The organism is Anaeromyxobacter diazotrophicus (assembly GCF_013340205.1).
GTDB lineage: Bacteria > Myxococcota > Myxococcia > Myxococcales > Anaeromyxobacteraceae > Anaeromyxobacter_A > Anaeromyxobacter_A diazotrophicus.
Map to the genome: position 1 here is coordinate 1 of NZ_BJTG01000007.1, position 17,406 is coordinate 17,406.

Consider the following 17,406-nt stretch of genomic DNA (forward strand, 5'->3'; position numbering starts at 1 on the left):
CTCTTCTGCGAGCTGGCGGCCTCGGCGCGGCGGGTGGTCACGGTGGAGGAGGGGGCGCTCATGGGCGGCTTCGGCGCGGCCTGCCTGGAGGCGTTCGAGCGGGGCGGGGTGCTGCCGGGACTCCAGGTGAAGCGGCTCGGGCTGCCGGACGCGTTCGTCACCCACGGCGACGCGGGCAAGCAGCGCGCCGAGCTCGGCTTCGACGCGGCCGGCATCGCCGCCGCCGCCCGCGAGCTCGTCGGCGACCGCGCCGCGCGCGGCGTGGGGTAGCTGCGATCAGTACGGGTACCCGAGCTCGACGTAGACGTTCAGGTTCTCCCCGAGGCCCTTCGCCACGTCGACGCGCCCGAGCACGTTCGGGTGGACGAAGGCGCGGAAGCCGACGCCGGCCGCGGCGCGCGGGCGGGAGAAGGCCTCGTCGAACGGCCCGAAGACCTGGCCCACCGCGAAGAAGGGGTCGACGCGCCAGTCCGCCACCACGCCGAAGATGTGCGTCTGGAACAACCGGAGGCGCTGCTCCAGCTCGAGCGTCCAGGCCTGCCGGTCGATGAAGCGATCGGGCATGAAGCCGCGCAGGAGCAGCGCGCCGCCCAGCGAGCTCTGCTGGTAGAAGGGCGCGCGCCCGGAGCTCACGCCGCTCCACAGCAGGCGCGCCGCGCCCGAGACGCGGCCGTTCTCGGGGAAGACCGCCCGCGCCTCCAGCGCGCCGCGCAGGTACGCCGGCGAGCGCGAGAGCCCCTCGACCACCCCGGCCGCGGCGTCCACCCGGACGCCCCGCTCCGCGTAGTCGCCCCCGCGCCGGTCGTCGTAGCGGAGCTCCACCCCCTGCGAGGCGAGGGTGGCGCCGCCCATCCCCGGATCGCCGGGGAAGGCGCGCGGGCTGAGCGGCAGGCCCGGCACGCCGAGCCCCACCACCGCGTCCGCCTCGAACCAGGCGGCGACGCCCAGGTTGAGGTGCGGCGCCACGTTCAGCCCGCGCCGGAAGCTCGCCAGCGCGCGCTGGCGCGTGTAGCTCGACTGCGCGTCGAAGGAGGTGCCGGGGCCGAGCCCGAAGTAGCGGAAGAAGACGTCGCGCTGGAGCCGCACCGTCAGCTCGTCGGTCGAGGCGCCCACGTCGGCGGGGAGGCGCTGCCACTGCAGGAGCGCGTTCCGGTTGATCTGGGTGCTGGCGGAGGCGACCAGCACGAGCGAGGTGTCGTCGGTGGGGTAGTGGAACCAGCGGAAGGTGCCGGTGTACTGGATGACCGAGTTCCAGCTGAGGCTCGGGGCGAGGATGGACTCGGTGCGCTCGCCCTCCGGGCACACGCGCAGGAACACCGGCATGAGGCCCCAGGTGTTCCCCTCGTTCGGGAGCGTCGCGTAGATGGGGATGGGCAGGAACTGGGTGGTGAGGCCGGGCCGGCACTCCGCCGCCGCGCGCGCGCCCCACAGGGCGAGGGCGGCCGCGGCCCAGCGTCGCAGGGCGCGGCGGCTCACGCGGCCGGACCGGGGTGGTGGAGGCTCATGCCGTCGCGCCGTTTACACCAGAAGACGTTGAAGTCGTCGAACGATCTGCTACATAGCCGGCCACCGATGCCGAGCGCTGTGCCGGAGCTGCCGGGCGAACTCGAGCGTGCGCAGGCGCCGTCCTGGCGCGGCGCCGCGCGCGAGTGGCTGCTCCCCTCGCGGACGATGCGGCGCCGGCTCGGCCCGTTCGCGCTCGGCCTCGCCTACATCGCGGCGGTGGGCCTCCTGGGCGGGCTGCGCGGCGATCACGTGGCGGTGGGGCTGCTCGGGCTGCTCGACCTCTACAACGAGCGCTCCCGCCTGTTCCTGCGCCGGTTCTTCCCGTTCATCCTGACGGGCGTGCTCTTCGACTCGATGCGCTACTTCTACTGGCAGGGCATCGCCGGCCGGGTGCACGTGGCCGAGCCCTACCTGTTCGAGCGCGCCTGGTTCGGCGTCGGCGGGCGGACCCTCAACGAGCTCTTCCTCGAGCACCACGCGCCCGCGCTCGACCTGGCCTGCGGCTTCGCCTACCTGGTCTACGTGGGCGAGTACCTGGGGCTCGCGTTCGTGCTCTTCTGGCGCGGGCGGCTCGACGCGGTGACGACCTTCGCCCGCTCGTTCCTGATCGTGAACGTCATGGGGTACGTCACCTACTTCGTCTACGCGGCGGCGCCGCCCTGGTACGTCACCCAGTACGGCCTGGGTCCCGCCCGCCTCGACGTCCGGCCTGCGGCGGCGGCGGCGCACCGCTTCGACGCGCTGCTCGGCACCCGCTTCTTCGACGAGATGTACGGGCGCGGGGTGGACGTGTTCGGCGCCTACCCGTCGCTGCACGTGGCCTACCCGCTCATCGCGGCGATCCTGGCCTTCCGGCTGCCCGAGCTGCGCTGGGCGCGCTGGCCGGCCGTGGCGTTCTTCCTCCTCATGTGCCTCTCCGCGGTCTACCTGCAGCACCACTACGTCACCGACGTGGTGCTCGGGATCGCCTACGCCGTCGCCGCGCTCGCGGCGGTCTCGGCCTGGGAGCGGCGGCGCGCGCCGGCCGCCGGCTGACGGTGCCGGGGAACGACCGGGCCACCCGCGCCCTGGCGCGCGTCGTGCGGTGGCGCGGGGCGTTCCTCGCCGTCTACGCGCTGCTCGTCCCGGTGGCGGCGGTGGTGGCGGCGCGCATCCCGTCCGAGGGCGCCATCGACCGGCTGATCGTGCCGAGCGATCCGGACTACGCGGCGACGCGCGCCTTCCAGCGCATCTTCCCCGAGACGCCGCAGGTGCTGCTGCTCCTCGAGTCGGAGGACCCGTGGTCCCGGCAGGCCGTGGCGCGGGTCGACGCGGCCGAGGGGGCGCTGCGCGGGGTGCCGCACGTCGGGGCCTTCTCCGTCCTGGACGTGCTGCGGCGCGCCCGGCCCGGCGCCGGGCTCGACGAGCTGCGCCGGGTGGCGGCGGGCACGGACTTCTTCCGGCGGCAGGGCCTGGTCGGGGACCGCTTCATGACCGTGATGGTCGGCCTCGACGTGCGCGGGCCGGCCGAGCGCGACGCGGCGCTGGCGGCGGTGGACGCCGCGCTCGCGGGCGCGCGCGTGGGGCCGGTGCGCAGGGTGGGGGCGCCCTACGTGACCTCCTGGCTCGAGCGGCAGTCGTCGGCCGCCTCGGCGCGGTCGTTCCCCATCTTCGCGGTGCTGCTGGTCGGCATCGCGCTCTTCCTCTACCGCTCGTGGCGGGCGCTCCTGGCGCTGGTGCTGGCGCTCGGGGCGGCGGTCGCCCTGGGCGTCGCCGCCGGAGGGCTGCTGGGCTTCACCTTCACCATCGTCTCGGTGCTGGTGCCGCTCACGCTGCTCGTGACGACGCTCGCCACCCTCGTCTACCTGCACTCGCGCTTCGTGGATCAGCCGCCGGGCGTGCCGCTCCGCGAGCACCACCTGGCGGCGCTCCGCAACAAGCTCCTGCCGGTGACCGCCTCCACGCTGGCGGCCGCGCTGGGGTTCGCCGCGCTGGCCGTCTCGCGCATCCGGCCCATCCGCGAGATGGGCCTGTGGACCGCGGCGGGCCTGGTGGTGTCCTGGGTGGTCTGCCTCACGCTCTTCCCGGCGCTGCAGCTCGTGCTGAAGACGCCCACGGGCCAGAGCGTCCGGGTCCGCGGCCGGCTCTATGACCGGGTGGCGGACGCCCTCCCGGGGCTCACCTTCCGGCACCGCTGGACCCTCGCAGGCGGCGCGCTGGCCGTGTGCGCGGCCGGGCTGGTGGCCGTCTTCGGCGTCCCGGGGGCGGTGCGCGGCATGTCGGTGGGCGTCGACACGCTGGCCTACCTCGACCCCTCCACGGCGATCCACCGCGACCTCGCCTGGTTCCGCGAGCACGTGATGGACCTCAACGTGGCGCGCGTGTGGATCCACCTGCCGGCCCCGGCCGCCACCGACCCGGAGGTGCTGCGGGCCGTCGACCGCTTCCAGAGCGCCGTCGAGGCCGCGCCCGACGTGACGGCGGCGATCGGCCCGACCACGCCGCTGCGGCTGCGGCGCTACCTGGCCGGCCAGGGGGAGGCGCTGCCGGCCGACGCAGACGGGTTCGCCAGCGCCGCGGCCGACCTGGAGCAGCTCCTCCTCACCGAGCCGGACCTGCGCGGGTTCATCGACGTGAAGGGGCTCGCGGACCTGCAGCTCACGGTGCTCTTCCGGAACGGCGACGCGGCCGGCTACCAGGCGATGGCGGGCCGGGTGGCGGCCGCGTGGCAGGCGGCGCGCGCCGGGGCGCCGGCGCTGGCGGGCGCCGAGATGCGGGTGGTCGGCGAGTCGCTCCTGCAGACGAAGGTCGGGGCGAGCCTGGTGCCGACCTTGGCGGAGAGCTTCACGCTCACGGTGGTGCTCATCTTCGCCGTCTTCCTGGTGCTCTTCCGCAGCGGGGTCGAGCGGCTCCTGGCGATGATCCCGTCGCTGTTCGCGCTCCTGGCCACCTTCCTCGGGATGCGCCTGCTCGGGGGGTCGCTCAACGTCGCCACCATCATCATCGCCACCACCGTCCTCGGCACCACCGAGAACGACCAGATCCACTTCTTCCACCACATGCACGAGCGCGCCGGCGCCGGGGTGGAGGAGCGGCTCCGCCACACCTTGAGGGTCTCGGGCCGCGCCATCGCCTTCGCGACCCTCATCAACGCGGCCGGGTTCCTCGGCCTGGCGGTCTCGAGCTTCCCGCCGCTCCGGCAGTTCGGGATCATGGCGTCGGCCGCCTTCCTGCTGGCGCTCCTGGCGGACTTCACGGCGCTGCCCGCCAGCCTCTGGATCGCGGCGCGGTGGCGCGCGCGGCGCCCGCCGGCACCCTGAGCCGATCCGGCTTTCCTCGCGCCGGGCCCGGGGCTAGCCTACGCCGCCACCCACGCACCGAGGAGCCCACGTGTCCGACCTCGCCGACCTCGAACCCCGCCCGCTGTGGAGGTACTTCCTCGAGCTGTCCCGCATCCCGCGCGGCTCGCGCAACGAGGCGGCGGCCATGCGCTGGGTGGCGGAGCAGGGGCGGGCGCTCGGGTGCGCGGTGGAGCAGGACGCGGTGGGGAACGTCCTCCTGCGCAAGGCGGCTGCGCGCGGCGGCGAGGGGCGCGCGCCGGTGGCGCTGCAGGTGCACGCCGACATGGTGTGCGAGAAGAACGAGGGCACTCCGCACGACTTCGAGCGGGACGGCATCGACGTCGTCCGGGACGGCGAGGTGGTGCGGGCGCGCGGCACGACGCTCGGCGCCGACGACGGCATCGGCGTGGCGGCGGCGCTGGCGGCCCTGGCCGATCCCGAGCTGCGGCACGGGCCGCTCGAGGTGCTCGTCACCGTGGACGAGGAGACCGGGCTCACCGGCGCCAACGCGGTCCGGCCCGGGTGGCTGGCGGCGAAGGTCCTCCTCAACCTGGACAGCGAGGAGGAGGGCGAGCTCACCATCGGGTGCGCCGGCGGCGTCGACACCGTCGCCACCCGCCGCGTGACGCGCGCCGCGCCCGCCGCCGGGAGCGTGCCGCTGCGGGTGAAGGTCTCCGGGCTGCGGGGCGGCCACTCCGGCACCGACATCGCGGCCGGCCGCGGCAACGCGCTGCGCGTCCTGGGGCAGGTGCTGGCCGCGCTGGCGGCCGGGGGAGGGTGCGAGCTCGCCTCGGTGCGCGGCGGCAACAAGCGCAACGCCATCGCCCGCGAGGCCTCGGCGGTGCTGCAGGTGGCGCCGGGCCGGGCGGCGGCGGTGCGCGAGGAGGTGGCGCGGCAGGAGGCCGCCTGGCGCGCGGCGCTGGGCGCCTTCGACCCGGGCCTGTCCGTGGCGGTGGAGCCGGGGAGCGCGGGGCCGGTGCTCTCGCCGGCCGACGCGCAGGCGGTGGTGGGGCTCCTCCTGGCGGGGCCGCACGGGGTGGAGGCGATGAGCCCGGACATCCCGGGGCTGGTCCAGACCTCGACCAACTTCGGCGTGTTCGAGACGCGGGACGACGCCGTCGAGGCGAACTTCCTCACCCGCAGCTCGGTCGACGCCTCCAAGTCGGCGCTGGCGGCGCGCATCGCGGGCGTGTGCGCGCTGGCGGGCTTCGAGACCCACACCACGGGCGGCTACCCGGGCTGGAAGCCCGAGCCGGGCGCGCCCGTCGTGAAGCTCGTCGACGGCGTCCACCGGGAGCTGTTCGGCAAGCCCATGGTGGTCCGCGCCATCCACGCGGGCCTGGAGTGCGGCCTCATCGGCGAGAAGTACCCGGGCCTGCAGATGGTCTCGTTCGGCCCGACCATGTGGGACGCCCACACGCCCGACGAGCGGGTGAGCATCGCCTCCGTGCAGAACTTCTGGCGGCTGCTGCGCGCGGTGCTCGAGCGCGTCTGAGCCGCCGCTGCCGGCCCCTGCCGGCCGCTGCCGGGAGCGAGCCTCTCCTTCCTGCGCGAAGAGAGAGCGGGTCCGAGCGGGGGCGGCGGGGTGGCCCTCCGGCGGTGCTCGGCAAACGACCTGCCGGGTGGGATCCGGCGGCCGGTGCAGAAACGCTCGGCGGCTTGCACCGCAACGTGCCGCGCCGCGGAGGCGCGAGAGGAACGCGCGCCGGCGCGGCACCGGCGGTGCAGCGCCCGTTCATCGGGAGTGGTCTTCCGCAGGTCGGCCTCCGCTCCGGCGGAGGGCCACCCCGCCGCCCCCCTGGCGGGCGGGATCTGAGCGCTCAAAGTTCGCGATCGCGGCGAGCGGAACGCTCGGGGGCACGATCACGCCGAGCGGTCGGTTCCCATGCGCGGGAGTCGGGGTGGCCACTCGCCGGAGCGCAGCCAGACCTGCGGACGGACCCGCCCGCCCTACGCCCGGCCAGCAACGCCGGTGCCACGCCGACCCGTGCGCCGCGCGTACCGCGTCGGCGTGGCACGTCGCGTTGCCGGGCCTGGAGCGTTTCCGCCGACGCCCGCCTACCCAGCCCGGCAGGTCGTTGGCGAGCACCGCCGAGTGGCCACCCCGACGCACGCAGCACGGAACCGATCCGCGGACTGGCGGGCGTCACCCCGACGCACGCAGCTCGGAGCTGATCGGGCGCCGCCCCGGCGGAGCGCTCAGGCCCGGTTGAGGAAGATGGGCAGCCCGCGCTTCGCGGCGTAACTCGGCCGGAGGCGGTCGGTGTTGTACATGGACGCGAGGTCGACCTTGCGGGGCCCGAGCTTGGGGTCGGGGATGGGCACGAGGTCGTACTTGCCGTCGACGAGGGCCGACATGAGACCGCTCTTGCCCTCCAGCATGGCGTCGAAGGCCATGGTGCCGTAGGTGAGCGCCACCAGCTTGTCGATGAAGTCGGGGTCGCCGGAGCGCAGGTCGTAGGTGAGGTCGGAGACGATGGTCTCCTCGCCGGTGCGGGCCTTGATCTCGTCCGAGAGCGACTCGGCGACGCTGGCCTTCTTGCGGTGGCCGAAGGCGTCGGCGTCGCCGTACTCCTGCACCCGGTACCCCTCCCACTCGGCGCCCTCGGAGAGGACGATGAGCGAGTAGTTGCTGGGGTTCTCGCGCTTGTCGGTCAGGAGCAGGTCGAGGACGCGGTCGAGCGGCGCCTTGTACTCGGGGATGAGGCAGCGGATGGAGGTGACGAAGGCGGTGTAGAGGGCGGTGAAGCCGGCGTCGCGGCCGAAGACGCGGAAGATGCCGACGCGCTCGTGCGAGCCGACGGTGGTCCGCTGGCGCTGGATGGCGTCGATCGCGCGGGTGATGGCCGTCGAGAAGCCGATGCAGTACTCGGTGTTGCGGACGTCGTTGTCCATCGTCTTCGGGATGGCGATGACCTTGGCGCCGAGCTGGTGGAGCCGGGCGGCGTAGCTGAGCGTGTCGTCGCCGCCGATGGGGATGAGGTAGTCGATGCCGAGCGCGTCCAGGTTCTTCAGCACCTGCTTGCTCACGTCGTGGACGGTGCTGGTCTGGCCGCCCTTCGTGCTCTGCGTGGCGGGGAAGTCGCCGGCCGCGAGGTGCGGCGGGAGCTTCTTCATCTTGGAGGGGTTCGTGCGCGAGGAGTGCAGCACCGTCCCGCCGCTGCGGTCGATGCGGCGGGTGTTCTCGCGGTTGAGCGGCATCACGTAGCGCGCCTTGCTCTGCGCGTCATCGAGGTCGAGGTGGGTGAGCCCCTCCCAGCCGCGGCGGATACCGACCACCTCGAGGCCGTGCTCGGCGGCCCGGTAGGTGACGCTCTTGATGACCGAGTTGAGGCCCGGGACGTCGCCGCCCCCGGTGAGGATGCCGATGCGCTTGCTCGCCATGGCCCCATCCTAAGAGGACGTCGCCGCCGCGTCAGGCGATCCGTGCCACCTGGCCGCCGGTCATCCGCACCAGCTCGTCCGGCGTGAGCGCGAAGACCGCATGCGGGTGGCCCGCCGCGGCCCAGATGCGCGGGTGCTGGAAGAGCGCCTCGTCCACCAGGGTCACCACCGGACGGGCGTGCCCGATCGGCGGGACCCCGCCGATGGCGTAGCCGGTCTGCTCCCGGACGAAGTCGGCCGAGGCGCGCCCGATCGCCTCGCCCACCAGCGCCGCCACCGCCTTCTCGTCGACGCGGTGGCTCCCGCTCGCCGCCACCAGGACGGCTCGCCCGCTGGGGCGCCCCTCGAACAGGAGCGACTTCACGATCTGCGCCACCTCGCACCCGACCGCGGCCGCCGCCTCGGCGGCGGTGCGCGCGGAGTCGGGCAGCTCGATCACCTCGTTCGAGAACCCGGCGGCGCGCAGCGCGTCCTGCACCTTCTGAGCGCTCGGCTTGAGCGGCATCGATCGACGCTCCTTCGGTTGTATGTTGTCCGGCATGCTACCCGAAGCGCCGCGCTTCACGCGCGGGAACGAGTTCCTGTCCGGCTGCCGCGACGAGCTGCCCATCCTGCTCGGCGTGGCGCCGTTCGGGATGATCTACGGCCTCCTCGCGCTCTCCGCCGGGCTCCCGGTGGCGGTCGCGCAGGGCATGTCGTCCATCGTCTTCGCCGGCTCGGCGCAGTTCATCGCCGCCCAGCTCATCCACGACCGCGCGCCAGGCGGCGTGATCGTCCTCACGGTGCTGGTGGTGAACCTGCGCCACGCGCTCTACAGCGCCTCCCTGGCGCCCTACGTCCGCCCGCTCGGCCGGGGGTGGAAGGCGGGGCTCGCCTACCTCCTCACCGACGAGGCGTACGCGGTGGCCGTCACCCGCTACCTGCGCGACGAGGGGCGGAGCGACGTCTCGCCGTACCGCCACTGGTACTTCCTCGGCGCCGGGCTCACCCTCTGGCTCGCCTGGCAGTGGAGCACCGCCGTCGGCATCTTCGTCGGCGCCCGGGTGCCCGCCAGCTGGTCCCTCGACTTCACGCTCGCGCTCACCTTCATCGCGCTCGTCGTGCCGGCGCTCAAGGACCGGGCGGGCGTGGCAGCGGCGCTGGCGGCGGGCGCGCTGGCGATCGCCGGGGCGGCGCTGCCCTACAAGCTGGGGCTGCCTCTCGCCGCGCTGGGCGGCGTGCTGGCGGGCCTCGGGGCGGAGGCCCTCCGCCGCGAGCCCTCCACGGCGGGGCGGGCGGCGTGAGCTACCTCCCGGCGCTCGCCGTCGCGGGCCTCCTCACCTTCCTGACCCGCCTCTCCTTCATCGCGCTGCTCGGCCGGTTCGAGCTGCCGCCGCTGGCGGCGCGCGCGCTGCGCTTCGTGCCGCCGGCGGTGCTCTCCGCCATCATCGTGCCCGAGCTCGTGCTGCGCGGGGGCGAGCTGCAGCTCGGGTGGCGCAACGCGCGCCTCCTGGCCGGCCTCGCCGCCGCGCTCGTCGCCTGGAAGAGCCGCAACGTCTTCCTCACCATCGCGGTGGGGATGGCGGCGCTGTGGGCCCTCCAGGCGCTGCTCGCGGGCTAGTCAGGGGGCCCGGACGAAGGTGCCGTCGCGCAGCTCCTGGAGCGCCTGCTGGATCTCCTCGCGGGTGTTCATGACGAACGGCCCCCAGCGCGCGTAGGGCTCGCCGAGCGGCTGCGCCGACAGGAGCAGGAAGCGCGCCGGCCCTGCGCCGGCGTGGGCGCGGACGACGTCGCCGTCCTTCAGGATGGCGAGCCGCGTCGCCCGGACGGCCTCGCCGCGGCCCGGCGCGCCTCCGCCGACCGTGACCTCGCCCTGGAAGAGGTAGAGGAGCGCGGTGTGGCCGCGCGGCACCGGCTGCTCGAAGGTGCGGCCGGCGGGCAGGGTCACGTCGAGGTAGGTCGGGCCGGCGAAGATCTCGCGCACGGCGCCCGGCACCCCGTCCACCTCGCCCGCGACCACCCGGACCCGCGCGCCGTCCGGCCGGACGACCTCGGGGATGCGGCTCGAAGGGACGTCCTGGTAGCGCGGCCGCGTCATCTTGAGCTTCGCCGGCAGGTTCACCCAGATCTGGAAGCCGTCCAGCCGGCGCGGCCCGACCTTCGGCATCTCCTCGTGGAGGATCCCGCTGCCGGCGGTCATCCACTGGACGTCCCCGGCGCCGATGACGCCGGCGTTGCCGAGGCTGTCCCGGTGGGCGACGCTGCCGTCGAGCATGTAGGTGATGGTCTCGATCCCGCGGTGCGGGTGGAGCGGGAAGCCGGCGAGGTAGTCGTCCTGGTTCTCCGACCCGAAGTGGTCGAAGAGGAAGAACGGGTCGAGGTGATCCAGGCGCTCGGTGGCGATGCTGCGCGCGAGCCGCACCCCGGCTCCGTCGCTGGTCGCGACCGGCGTCACGACGTCCTGCAGGGTCCGTTCGATCATGGGGAATGGGTAACCACCGGTGCGGGCGGCACAACCGGCGCCGCCCGCACCACACCGTCCCGCGGCGGGAACGACCCGCGGGCGCGGCTAGGCGAGCCCCTCGGCGCGGAGCGCCGCCTGCACGGCCGGGCGCGCCGCGACCCGATCCACGAACGCCTTCAGCGCCGGCCAGCGCGCGAGGTCCAGGCCGACGTGGCTGGTCCAGGACAGCACGACGAACAGGTAGGCGTCCGCCACCGTGAACCGCGGCCCGGTGAGGAACCCGCCGCCCGCGAGCCGGCTCGACAGGTAGTCGAAGCGAGCGCCGATCGCCTGCTGGGTCGCCTGCCGCCACTCGGCCGGCATGGACGGATTGAAGAGCGAGCCGACGCTCTTGTGCAGCTCGGAGGTGACGTAGTTGAGCCACGCCTGGAGCTGCGCCCGCTCGAAGCTGCCGTTCGGCGGCGCGAGCCTGGCCTCGGGCGCGAGGTCGGCCAGGTACTGCACGATGGCCGGCCCCTCGGTGAGCGTCCGCCCGTCGTCGAGCTGCAGGACCGGCACGTAGCCCTTCGGGTTGAGCGCCCGGAAGTCGGCGCCGCGCTCGGTCTTGCCGGACTTGGTGTCGACCCGCTCCAGCTCGAACGGCAGCCCGAGCTCCCGCAGCACGATGTGAGGGGAGAGCGAGCACGCGCCGGGCATGTAGTACAGCTTCAAGTGCGACCTCCTGAGGGATGGGGAGGCGGGGCTCTAATTGCCGGGGTCGGTCCCCGGCTCGTCCGCCTCGTCCTCCTCGACGTCCGGGCCGGGCGGCAGCCGCTCCATCCGCTCGCGCACCATCTGCTGGTGCGCGACCTCCTCCTCCCGCAGCTCGGAGAAGAGCTCGTGCACGTCCGGATCGCGCACCTGCTTCAGCGCCTCGTCGTAGAAGTCGTACGCCTTCTCCTCCGCCTCGAGCGCCACCTGCATGGCCTGCCGCGCCCCCATGAACACGCGCGGCGCGCCGCGGTCCGGCGCCTCGACGTCGTCGAGCTGGTCGATCGAGATCCGGCGCGGCGCGCCGCCGAACAGCTCGCGCCGCCGCTCGATGAGCCGGGCGGCGTGCTTCGCCTCCGCGCCGGCCATCATCCGGAACATGTCGTCGGCGTCGCCGGGGTAGCGCCCGCCCACCTCCTGGGTGAACCACAGGTACCGGCGCTGCGCCTCCTCCTCGATGAGGATGGCGAGGTCGAACGCGTCCTGCAGCGACAGCGTGCGGAAGTCGATGCCGCGGGTTTCCATCGGGATCTCCGGGTGTGGGCTGAGGTGGTACAGACGCGTGAATAATGTGCGGTCGCCTGGCGCGCCGCTGCCCGGGGGAGGCCCGCGCAGGGGCTGCGCCCCGCCGTGGGGTGTCGGTCTGCCAGGGGGGCCCGGCCGGCGCCCGCCAACCGTTTCATCCCGTCCCGCCCCGGGCGGAGTAATCTGGGCGGCACAATGCCGACTGGACCGCGGCTGGACGACGTCGCCCGGTACGCGAACGACATGGTCTTGCTGGCCGACGCGGAGCATCGCCTGCTCGACGCGAACGACCGCGCCACGGCGTTGCTCGGCTACTCCCGGGAGGAGCTGCTGGAGCTCCGCTCGATGGATCTCCGCGATCCGGCCACTCTGGGGGACTTCCCCGAGCGCATCCGCGTCCAGCGCGCGCAGGGCAGCGACCTCTTCGAGACGCGCTACCGCCGCAAGGACGGCAGCACGTTCCCGGTGGAGGTGAGCGTCCGGGTCTTCGAGCTGCAGGGCGTCCTCTACCACCAGGCCACCGCCCGCGACATCACCGACCGCAAGCGCTCCGAGGACGCCCGCGCCGGCCAGCTCGAGGAGCTCACCCGCGCGCAGGAGGCGCTCCGCGCCAGCGAGGCCAAGTTCCGCGCCGCCTTCGAGAGCGCCGGGATGGGCATCCACTTCGTCGACGCGGAGGGGCGCATCCTCGAGCACAACAGCGTGCTCCGCGAGATGCTCGGCTACAGCTCGGACGAGCTGCGGGAGCTCTCGCTGCGCGACGTGCTCGAGCCGGCGTACGTCGCCGCCGGCGAGGCGGACCTGCGGGACCTGGTGGAGGGCCGGCGCGACCGCGTCGTCGAGGAGCGGCGTTACCGCAAGCGCGATGGCGGGATCCTGCACGCCGTGGTGCGCGCCACCGCCGTCCGCGACCCGCACGGCGCCTTCCAGTACGTGGTGGGCGTGGTGGAGGACGTGACCGAGAAGCGCGCCCTGGAGGCGCAGCTCCTGTTCGCGGACCGGATGTCGGCGCTCGGGACGCTGGCGGCCGGCGTGGCGCACGAGATCAACAACCCGCTCGCCTTCGTGCTCTCGAACCTCTCCTACGCCATCGAGGAGCTGGAGCGCGGCGGCGGACCCACCGAGGTGACGCGCGCGCTGGAGGAGGCGCGCGAGGGCGGGGTGCGGGTGCGCGAGATCGTGCGCGATCTCAAGACCTTCTCGCGCCCCGAGGAGCGGCCCGACGAGGAGGTCGACCTGCGCGCGGTGCTGCGCTCGGCCATGAACCTCGCCCACAACGAGATCCGCCACCGGGCGCTCCTCGAGGTCGACCTGCGGCCGGTCCCGCCCGTCCTCGCCAGCGCGCATCGCCTGGGGCAGGTGTTCCTGAACCTGCTCATCAACGCGGCGCAGGCCATCGGCGAGGGGCAGGCGGACCGGAACCGCATCCAGGTCGTCTGCCGTCCCTTCGGCCCGCGGCAGGTGCTGGTCGAGGTCTCCGACACCGGCTGCGGCATCCCGCCCGAGCACCTCTCCCACATCTTCGAGCCCTTCTTCACCACCAAGCCGATCGGGGTGGGCACCGGGCTCGGGCTGTCGGTGTGCCACGGCATCGTCACCGGGCTCGGGGGCGACATCTCGGTGGAGAGCCGCCCCGGCGCGACCACCTTCCGCGTCTCGCTGCCCGCGGTCGCGCTCGAGCCGGCCGCCGGCGCCGAGCCGGCCGCCAGCCGGGCGCGCATCCTGGTGGTCGACGACGAGCCGATGGTCGCGCGCGCCGTGGCCCGCATCTTGGCCATGCACGACGTGACCGTGCTCAACAGCGCCCCGGCGGCGCTGGAGCAGCTGCAGCAGGCCGCCTACGACGTGGTGCTGTGCGACCTCATGATGCCGGACATGTCGGGCATGGAGCTGCACGAGCGGCTCGGCCCGGCGAGCGCCACGCCCAGCGACCGGCTGGTCTTCATCACCGGGGGCGCCTTCACCCCCCAGGCGCGCGACTTCCTGGCGCGCGTGCCGAACCCCCGGGTGGAGAAGCCCTTCGAGCCGGCGGCGCTGCGGGCCCTCGTCGACGGGCTGGTCGCGCGGCGTTAGAAAGGGCGCATGCCCGCGCCCCCGCCGGCCGCCCCCTCCATCGACCGCGAGTACGTGGTCCGCCGGCTCTTCCCGCCCATGCGGCGGCTCATCGCGCGCGGCTACTTCCGGTTCGAGGTGGAGGGCCTCGAGCACGTGCCGCGCGAGGGCCGGCTCGTCCACGTCCAGAACCACGCCGGCTGGTTCCCGCTCGACGCCTTCTTCCTCACCTTCGCGGTGGCCGAGGCGCACGGCATCCGGCGGGCGCCGTTCTTCGCCACCCAGGACGCGGCGCTCTCGGCGCCGCTGCTGGGGCCATTCCTGCGGCGCTTCGGGGCGGTGCCGGCGAGCTGGTTCCGCCGCCCGGAGCGGCTCCCCGACGCGATCGAGGCGTGCGGCATCTTCCCGGAGGGCGTGCGCGGGAACTGCAAGCCGTTCTGGGACGCCTACCGCATGCGCGACTGGAACCGCGGCTTCGTGCGGGTGGCGATCGCGCGCGACGCGGTGATCGTCCCGGCGGCGGTGCTGGGCGGCGAGGAGTGCCTGCCGGTGGGCTGGACCATCCGCCTGCTCGAGCCGCTCATCGGCTCGCTCCTGCCGCTGCCGCTCACGCCGGTCCCGCTGCCGACGCGCTGGAAGATCGTGTTCCACCCGCCCATCCACCTCGGCGCGCCGCGCGAGGCCGTGAACGACCAGGCCTACTGCACCGGGGTGGCGCGGCGCATCCAGGCCCTCGTGCAGCGCACGCTGGATCGCGAGGCGCCGCTCCGGCCGCTGGGGAAGGTCTCCGGGCTCTGGTCCGCGCTCGCCCCGGAGCCGCCGCCCGCCGAGGCCGACGACCCGCTGGCGGGCCCGGCGCCGCCGAGCCGCGGCTAGCGGCCGGACGGCGGCCACACCTCGCGCAGGAAGCGCGCCGCCGCCGCCACGCTCTCGGCGCCGGCGCGGGCGCTCGTGTGCGGGCTGTGGCCGGCCTCCACCAGCGCCAGGCGCGCGGCCGGGAGCGCGCGCTGCACGGCCGCGAGCTCGCCCGGCTCGGTGCGCGGGTCGTGGCGGCCGTGGAGGAGCAGGGTGGGGGCGGCGAGCTCGGACAGGCGCCCGCCGTACACGTCCCCGCCCTCGGCCAGCCCGCGCTCGATGAGGCGCAGCCAGGCGCGGCCGCCGCGCGCCAGCACCTCGCGCCAGCGCGCGCCGTGATCGCGCTCGAGCGCCGCCGCCACCTCGGGGCCGAACCGCTCCGGCGCCTCGACCGCGTCGCGGAAGAAGGGCAGCGAGCCGCGCTTGGCGGCGAAGAGGTGCACCGCCTCGAGCACCAGCGCCCGCACCCGGCGCGGCGCGAGGAGGGCGGTCCAGGCCGCCACCACCGCGCCGTCGCTGTGGCCCCACAGCGCCACCTCGTCCACCCCCAGCGCGTCGAGGGCCGCCAGCGTCTCCTCGGCCATCGCCCGGTGAAAGCCATCCGGGAGCTCCCCGCCGCCCTCCGAGCCGCCGTAGCCGGAGCGGTCGAGGGCGATGGCGCGGTGCGCCGGCGCCAGCGCGGCCACGGCCGCGTCCCACGGGTAGGCGGCCTCGCCCCACCCGCCGTGCAGCAGGAGCACCGGCGGGCCCTCGCCGGCGGCGCGGTAGCGCAGGCGGACGGGCCCTCCCTGCGGATGGACGGGGGAGCGGGCGAGCGCGAGGGAGGCCATGGCCCTTTCCTAGGGTGGAAAGCTATGATTTCCTACCCCGACCCACCCGTTCCGAAGAAGGCTCCGCCGGCCCACGGCCGGCGGGGCGCCCCCTCAACCCCCAAGGAGCCGACATGGCCGCCCCTGCCTTCCAGTACCAGGACCCGTTCCCGCTCGCGAAGGACGAGACCAAGTACCGCCTGCTCACGAAGGAGGGGGTCTCGGTGGCGACGTTCGACGGGAAGGAGATCCTGAAGGTCGAGCCGTCGGCGCTGGCGCAGCTCGCCCGCGAGGCGCTGCGCGAGTGCTCCTTCTTCCTGCGGCCCGCGCACAACGAGCAGGTGGCGAAGATCCTCTCCGACCCCGAGGCGTCGCAGAACGACAAGGGCGTCGCGCTCGCCTTCCTGCGCAACGCCGAGATCGCCGCCCGCGGCGAGCTGCCCATCTGCCAGGACACCGGCACCGCCACCATCCAGGGCAAGAAGGGCCAGCAGGTGTGGACCGGCGCCAAGGACGAGGAGTGGCTCTCGCGCGGCGTCCACGAGACCTACACGAAGGAGAACCTCCGCTACTCGCAGACGGTCGCGCTCTCCCTCTACCAGGAGAAGAACACCGGCACGAACCTGCCGGCGCAGATCGACCTCTATGCGACCGAGGGCGCCGAGTACAAGTTCCTGTTCGTGGCGAAGGGCGGCGGGTCGGCCAACAAGACCATGCTCTACCAGGAGACGAAGGCCACCCTCACCCCGGAGAAGCTGGAGAAGTTCCTGGTCGAGAAGATGAAGTACCTCGGCACCGCCGCCTGCCCGCCGTACCACATCGCGTTCGCCATCGGCGGCACCTCGGCCGAGGCCTGCCTCAAGACCGTCAAGCTCGCCTCGACCAAGTACTACGACGGGCTGCCGACGCAGGGGAACGACCAGGGCGCCGCCTTCCGCGACCTCGAGCTCGAGGCGAAGCTCCTGGAGGCGGCCAACAAGCTCGGCATCGGCGCGCAGTTCGGCGGCAAGTACTTCGCCCACGACGTGCGCGTCGTGCGCCTGCCGCGCCACGGCGCCTCCTGCCCCATCGGCATGGGCGTCTCCTGCTCGGCCGACCGGAACATCAAGGCCAAGATCAACCGCGACGGGCTGTGGATCGAGGAGATGGACCACGAGCCCGGCCGCCTCATCCCGGCGCCCTACCGGACCGGCAAGCACGAGCACGGCGTCAAGATCGACCTGCAGCGGCCGATGAAGGAGATCCTGGCCGAGCTCACGAAGCACCCGGTCTCGACCCCGCTCCTCCTCACCGGCACGCTGGTGGTGGCGCGCGACATCGCGCACGCCAAGTTCAAGGAGCTCATCGACCAGGGGAAGGGCGTCCCGCAGTACCTCAAGGACCACCCGGTCTACTACGCGGGCCCCGCCAAGACCCCGCCCGGCAAGCCCTCTGGCTCGTTCGGCCCCACCACCGCCGGCCGCATGGACTCCTACGTGGACCTGCTCCAGTCGCACGGCGCCTCGATGGTCATGATCGCGAAGGGCAACCGCAGCCAGCAGGTGACCGACGCGTGCAAGAAGCACGGCGGCTTCTACCTGGGGTCGATCGGCGGCCCGGCGGCGGTGCTGGCGGAGGAGAACATCAAGAAGGTGGAGTGCATCGACTTCCCCGAGCTGGGCATGGAGGCGGTCTGGAAGATCGACGTCGTGAACTTCCCCGCCTTCATCCTGGTGGACGACAAGGGCAACGACTTCTTCAAGAAGCTCGGGGTGTGAGCCAG

16 protein-coding genes are annotated in these 17,406 nt (G+C 73.9%); 9 read left to right on the forward strand and 7 right to left on the reverse strand.

The window, feature by feature from the left end; all coding sequences use genetic code 11:
* On the forward strand, window positions 1–270 hold a 270-nt coding region (locus HWY08_RS14485; RefSeq protein WP_308469073.1), incomplete at its 5' end, for a transketolase C-terminal domain-containing protein.
* 6 nt (window positions 271–276) lie between these two features.
* Here HWY08_RS14485 and HWY08_RS14490 read toward each other — a convergent pair.
* A complete protein-coding gene (locus HWY08_RS14490) occupies window positions 277–1,476 on the reverse strand; it encodes a BamA/TamA family outer membrane protein (protein ID WP_176066426.1) in 1,200 nt (399 codons plus the stop codon).
* 96 nt (window positions 1,477–1,572) lie between these two features.
* Between HWY08_RS14490 and HWY08_RS14495 the strand changes: the two genes are divergently transcribed.
* The 3 genes from HWY08_RS14495 (at window position 1,573) to HWY08_RS14505 (ending at window position 6,321) form a co-directional block, all read left to right on the forward strand.
* Window positions 1,573–2,541 carry a phosphatase PAP2 family protein gene (locus HWY08_RS14495; RefSeq protein ID WP_176066428.1) on the forward strand — a complete coding sequence of 323 codons (969 nt, stop codon included), beginning with the start codon at window positions 1,573–1,575 and terminating at the stop codon, window positions 2,539–2,541.
* 2 nt (window positions 2,542–2,543) lie between these two features.
* Window positions 2,544–4,805, forward strand: a complete 2,262-nt coding sequence (locus HWY08_RS14500) for an efflux RND transporter permease subunit (RefSeq protein ID WP_176066430.1) — start codon at window positions 2,544–2,546, stop codon at window positions 4,803–4,805.
* Window positions 4,806–4,875: 70 nt separating this feature from the next.
* Complete coding sequence (locus HWY08_RS14505) at window positions 4,876–6,321, forward strand: aminoacyl-histidine dipeptidase (RefSeq protein ID WP_176066432.1); 1,446 nt, start codon at window positions 4,876–4,878, stop codon at window positions 6,319–6,321.
* Window positions 6,322–7,025: 704 nt separating this feature from the next.
* On the opposite strand, the gene HWY08_RS14510 is transcribed toward HWY08_RS14505, so the two are convergent.
* Both HWY08_RS14510 and HWY08_RS14515 read right to left on the reverse strand, forming a co-directional pair.
* On the reverse strand, window positions 7,026–8,210 hold the full coding sequence (locus HWY08_RS14510; RefSeq protein WP_176066434.1) for a 6-phosphofructokinase: 1,185 nt from the start codon (window positions 8,208–8,210) through the stop codon (window positions 7,026–7,028).
* Window positions 8,211–8,241: 31 nt separating this feature from the next.
* On the reverse strand, window positions 8,242–8,715 hold the full coding sequence (locus HWY08_RS14515; RefSeq protein ID WP_176066435.1) for a YbaK/EbsC family protein: 474 nt from the start codon (window positions 8,713–8,715) through the stop codon (window positions 8,242–8,244).
* 34 nt (window positions 8,716–8,749) lie between these two features.
* Between HWY08_RS14515 and HWY08_RS14520 the strand changes: the two genes are divergently transcribed.
* Both HWY08_RS14520 and HWY08_RS14525 read left to right on the forward strand, forming a co-directional pair.
* A complete protein-coding gene (locus HWY08_RS14520) occupies window positions 8,750–9,493 on the forward strand; it encodes an AzlC family ABC transporter permease (RefSeq protein ID WP_176066438.1) in 744 nt (247 codons plus the stop codon).
* Window positions 9,490–9,810 carry an AzlD domain-containing protein gene (locus HWY08_RS14525; protein WP_176066440.1) on the forward strand — a complete coding sequence of 107 codons (321 nt, stop codon included), beginning with the start codon at window positions 9,490–9,492 and terminating at the stop codon, window positions 9,808–9,810. Before HWY08_RS14520 ends, HWY08_RS14525 begins: the two co-directional genes overlap by 4 nt.
* Here the strand turns inward: HWY08_RS14525 and HWY08_RS14530 are convergent, their stop codons facing one another.
* The 3 genes from HWY08_RS14530 to HWY08_RS14540 form a co-directional block, all read right to left on the reverse strand.
* On the reverse strand, window positions 9,811–10,671 hold the full coding sequence (locus HWY08_RS14530) for a pirin family protein (RefSeq protein WP_176066442.1): 861 nt from the start codon (window positions 10,669–10,671) through the stop codon (window positions 9,811–9,813).
* Window positions 10,672–10,758: 87 nt separating this feature from the next.
* Window positions 10,759–11,364: a glutathione transferase GstA gene (gene gstA / locus HWY08_RS14535; protein ID WP_176066444.1), complete on the reverse strand. Its 606-nt coding sequence runs from the start codon at window positions 11,362–11,364 to the stop codon at window positions 10,759–10,761.
* A gap of 33 nt (window positions 11,365–11,397) precedes the next feature.
* Window positions 11,398–11,928: a ferritin-like domain-containing protein gene (locus HWY08_RS14540; RefSeq protein ID WP_176066446.1), complete on the reverse strand. Its 531-nt coding sequence runs from the start codon at window positions 11,926–11,928 to the stop codon at window positions 11,398–11,400.
* Between the two features lie 195 nt (window positions 11,929–12,123).
* Here HWY08_RS14540 and HWY08_RS14545 point away from each other — a divergent pair, with 195 nt between their 5' ends.
* Window positions 12,124–14,001, forward strand: coding sequence for a PAS domain-containing hybrid sensor histidine kinase/response regulator (locus HWY08_RS14545; protein ID WP_176066448.1), 1,878 nt, complete (start codon window positions 12,124–12,126; stop codon window positions 13,999–14,001).
* 9 nt (window positions 14,002–14,010) lie between these two features.
* Complete coding sequence (locus tag HWY08_RS14550) at window positions 14,011–14,856, forward strand: 1-acyl-sn-glycerol-3-phosphate acyltransferase (protein ID WP_176066450.1); 846 nt, start codon at window positions 14,011–14,013, stop codon at window positions 14,854–14,856.
* On the opposite strand, the gene HWY08_RS14555 is transcribed toward HWY08_RS14550, so the two are convergent.
* Window positions 14,853–15,665, reverse strand: coding sequence for an alpha/beta fold hydrolase (locus HWY08_RS14555; protein WP_176066452.1), 813 nt, complete (start codon window positions 15,663–15,665; stop codon window positions 14,853–14,855). The two genes, HWY08_RS14550 and HWY08_RS14555, sit on opposite strands and share 4 nt — an antisense overlap.
* 113 nt (window positions 15,666–15,778) lie before the next feature.
* On the opposite strand from HWY08_RS14555, the gene HWY08_RS14560 reads away from it, so the two are divergent.
* Window positions 15,779–17,401 (forward strand): fumarate hydratase, encoded by a 1,623-nt coding sequence (locus HWY08_RS14560; protein WP_176066454.1) that lies wholly within the window; start codon window positions 15,779–15,781, stop codon window positions 17,399–17,401.
* Window positions 17,402–17,406: the final 5 nt, after the last annotated feature.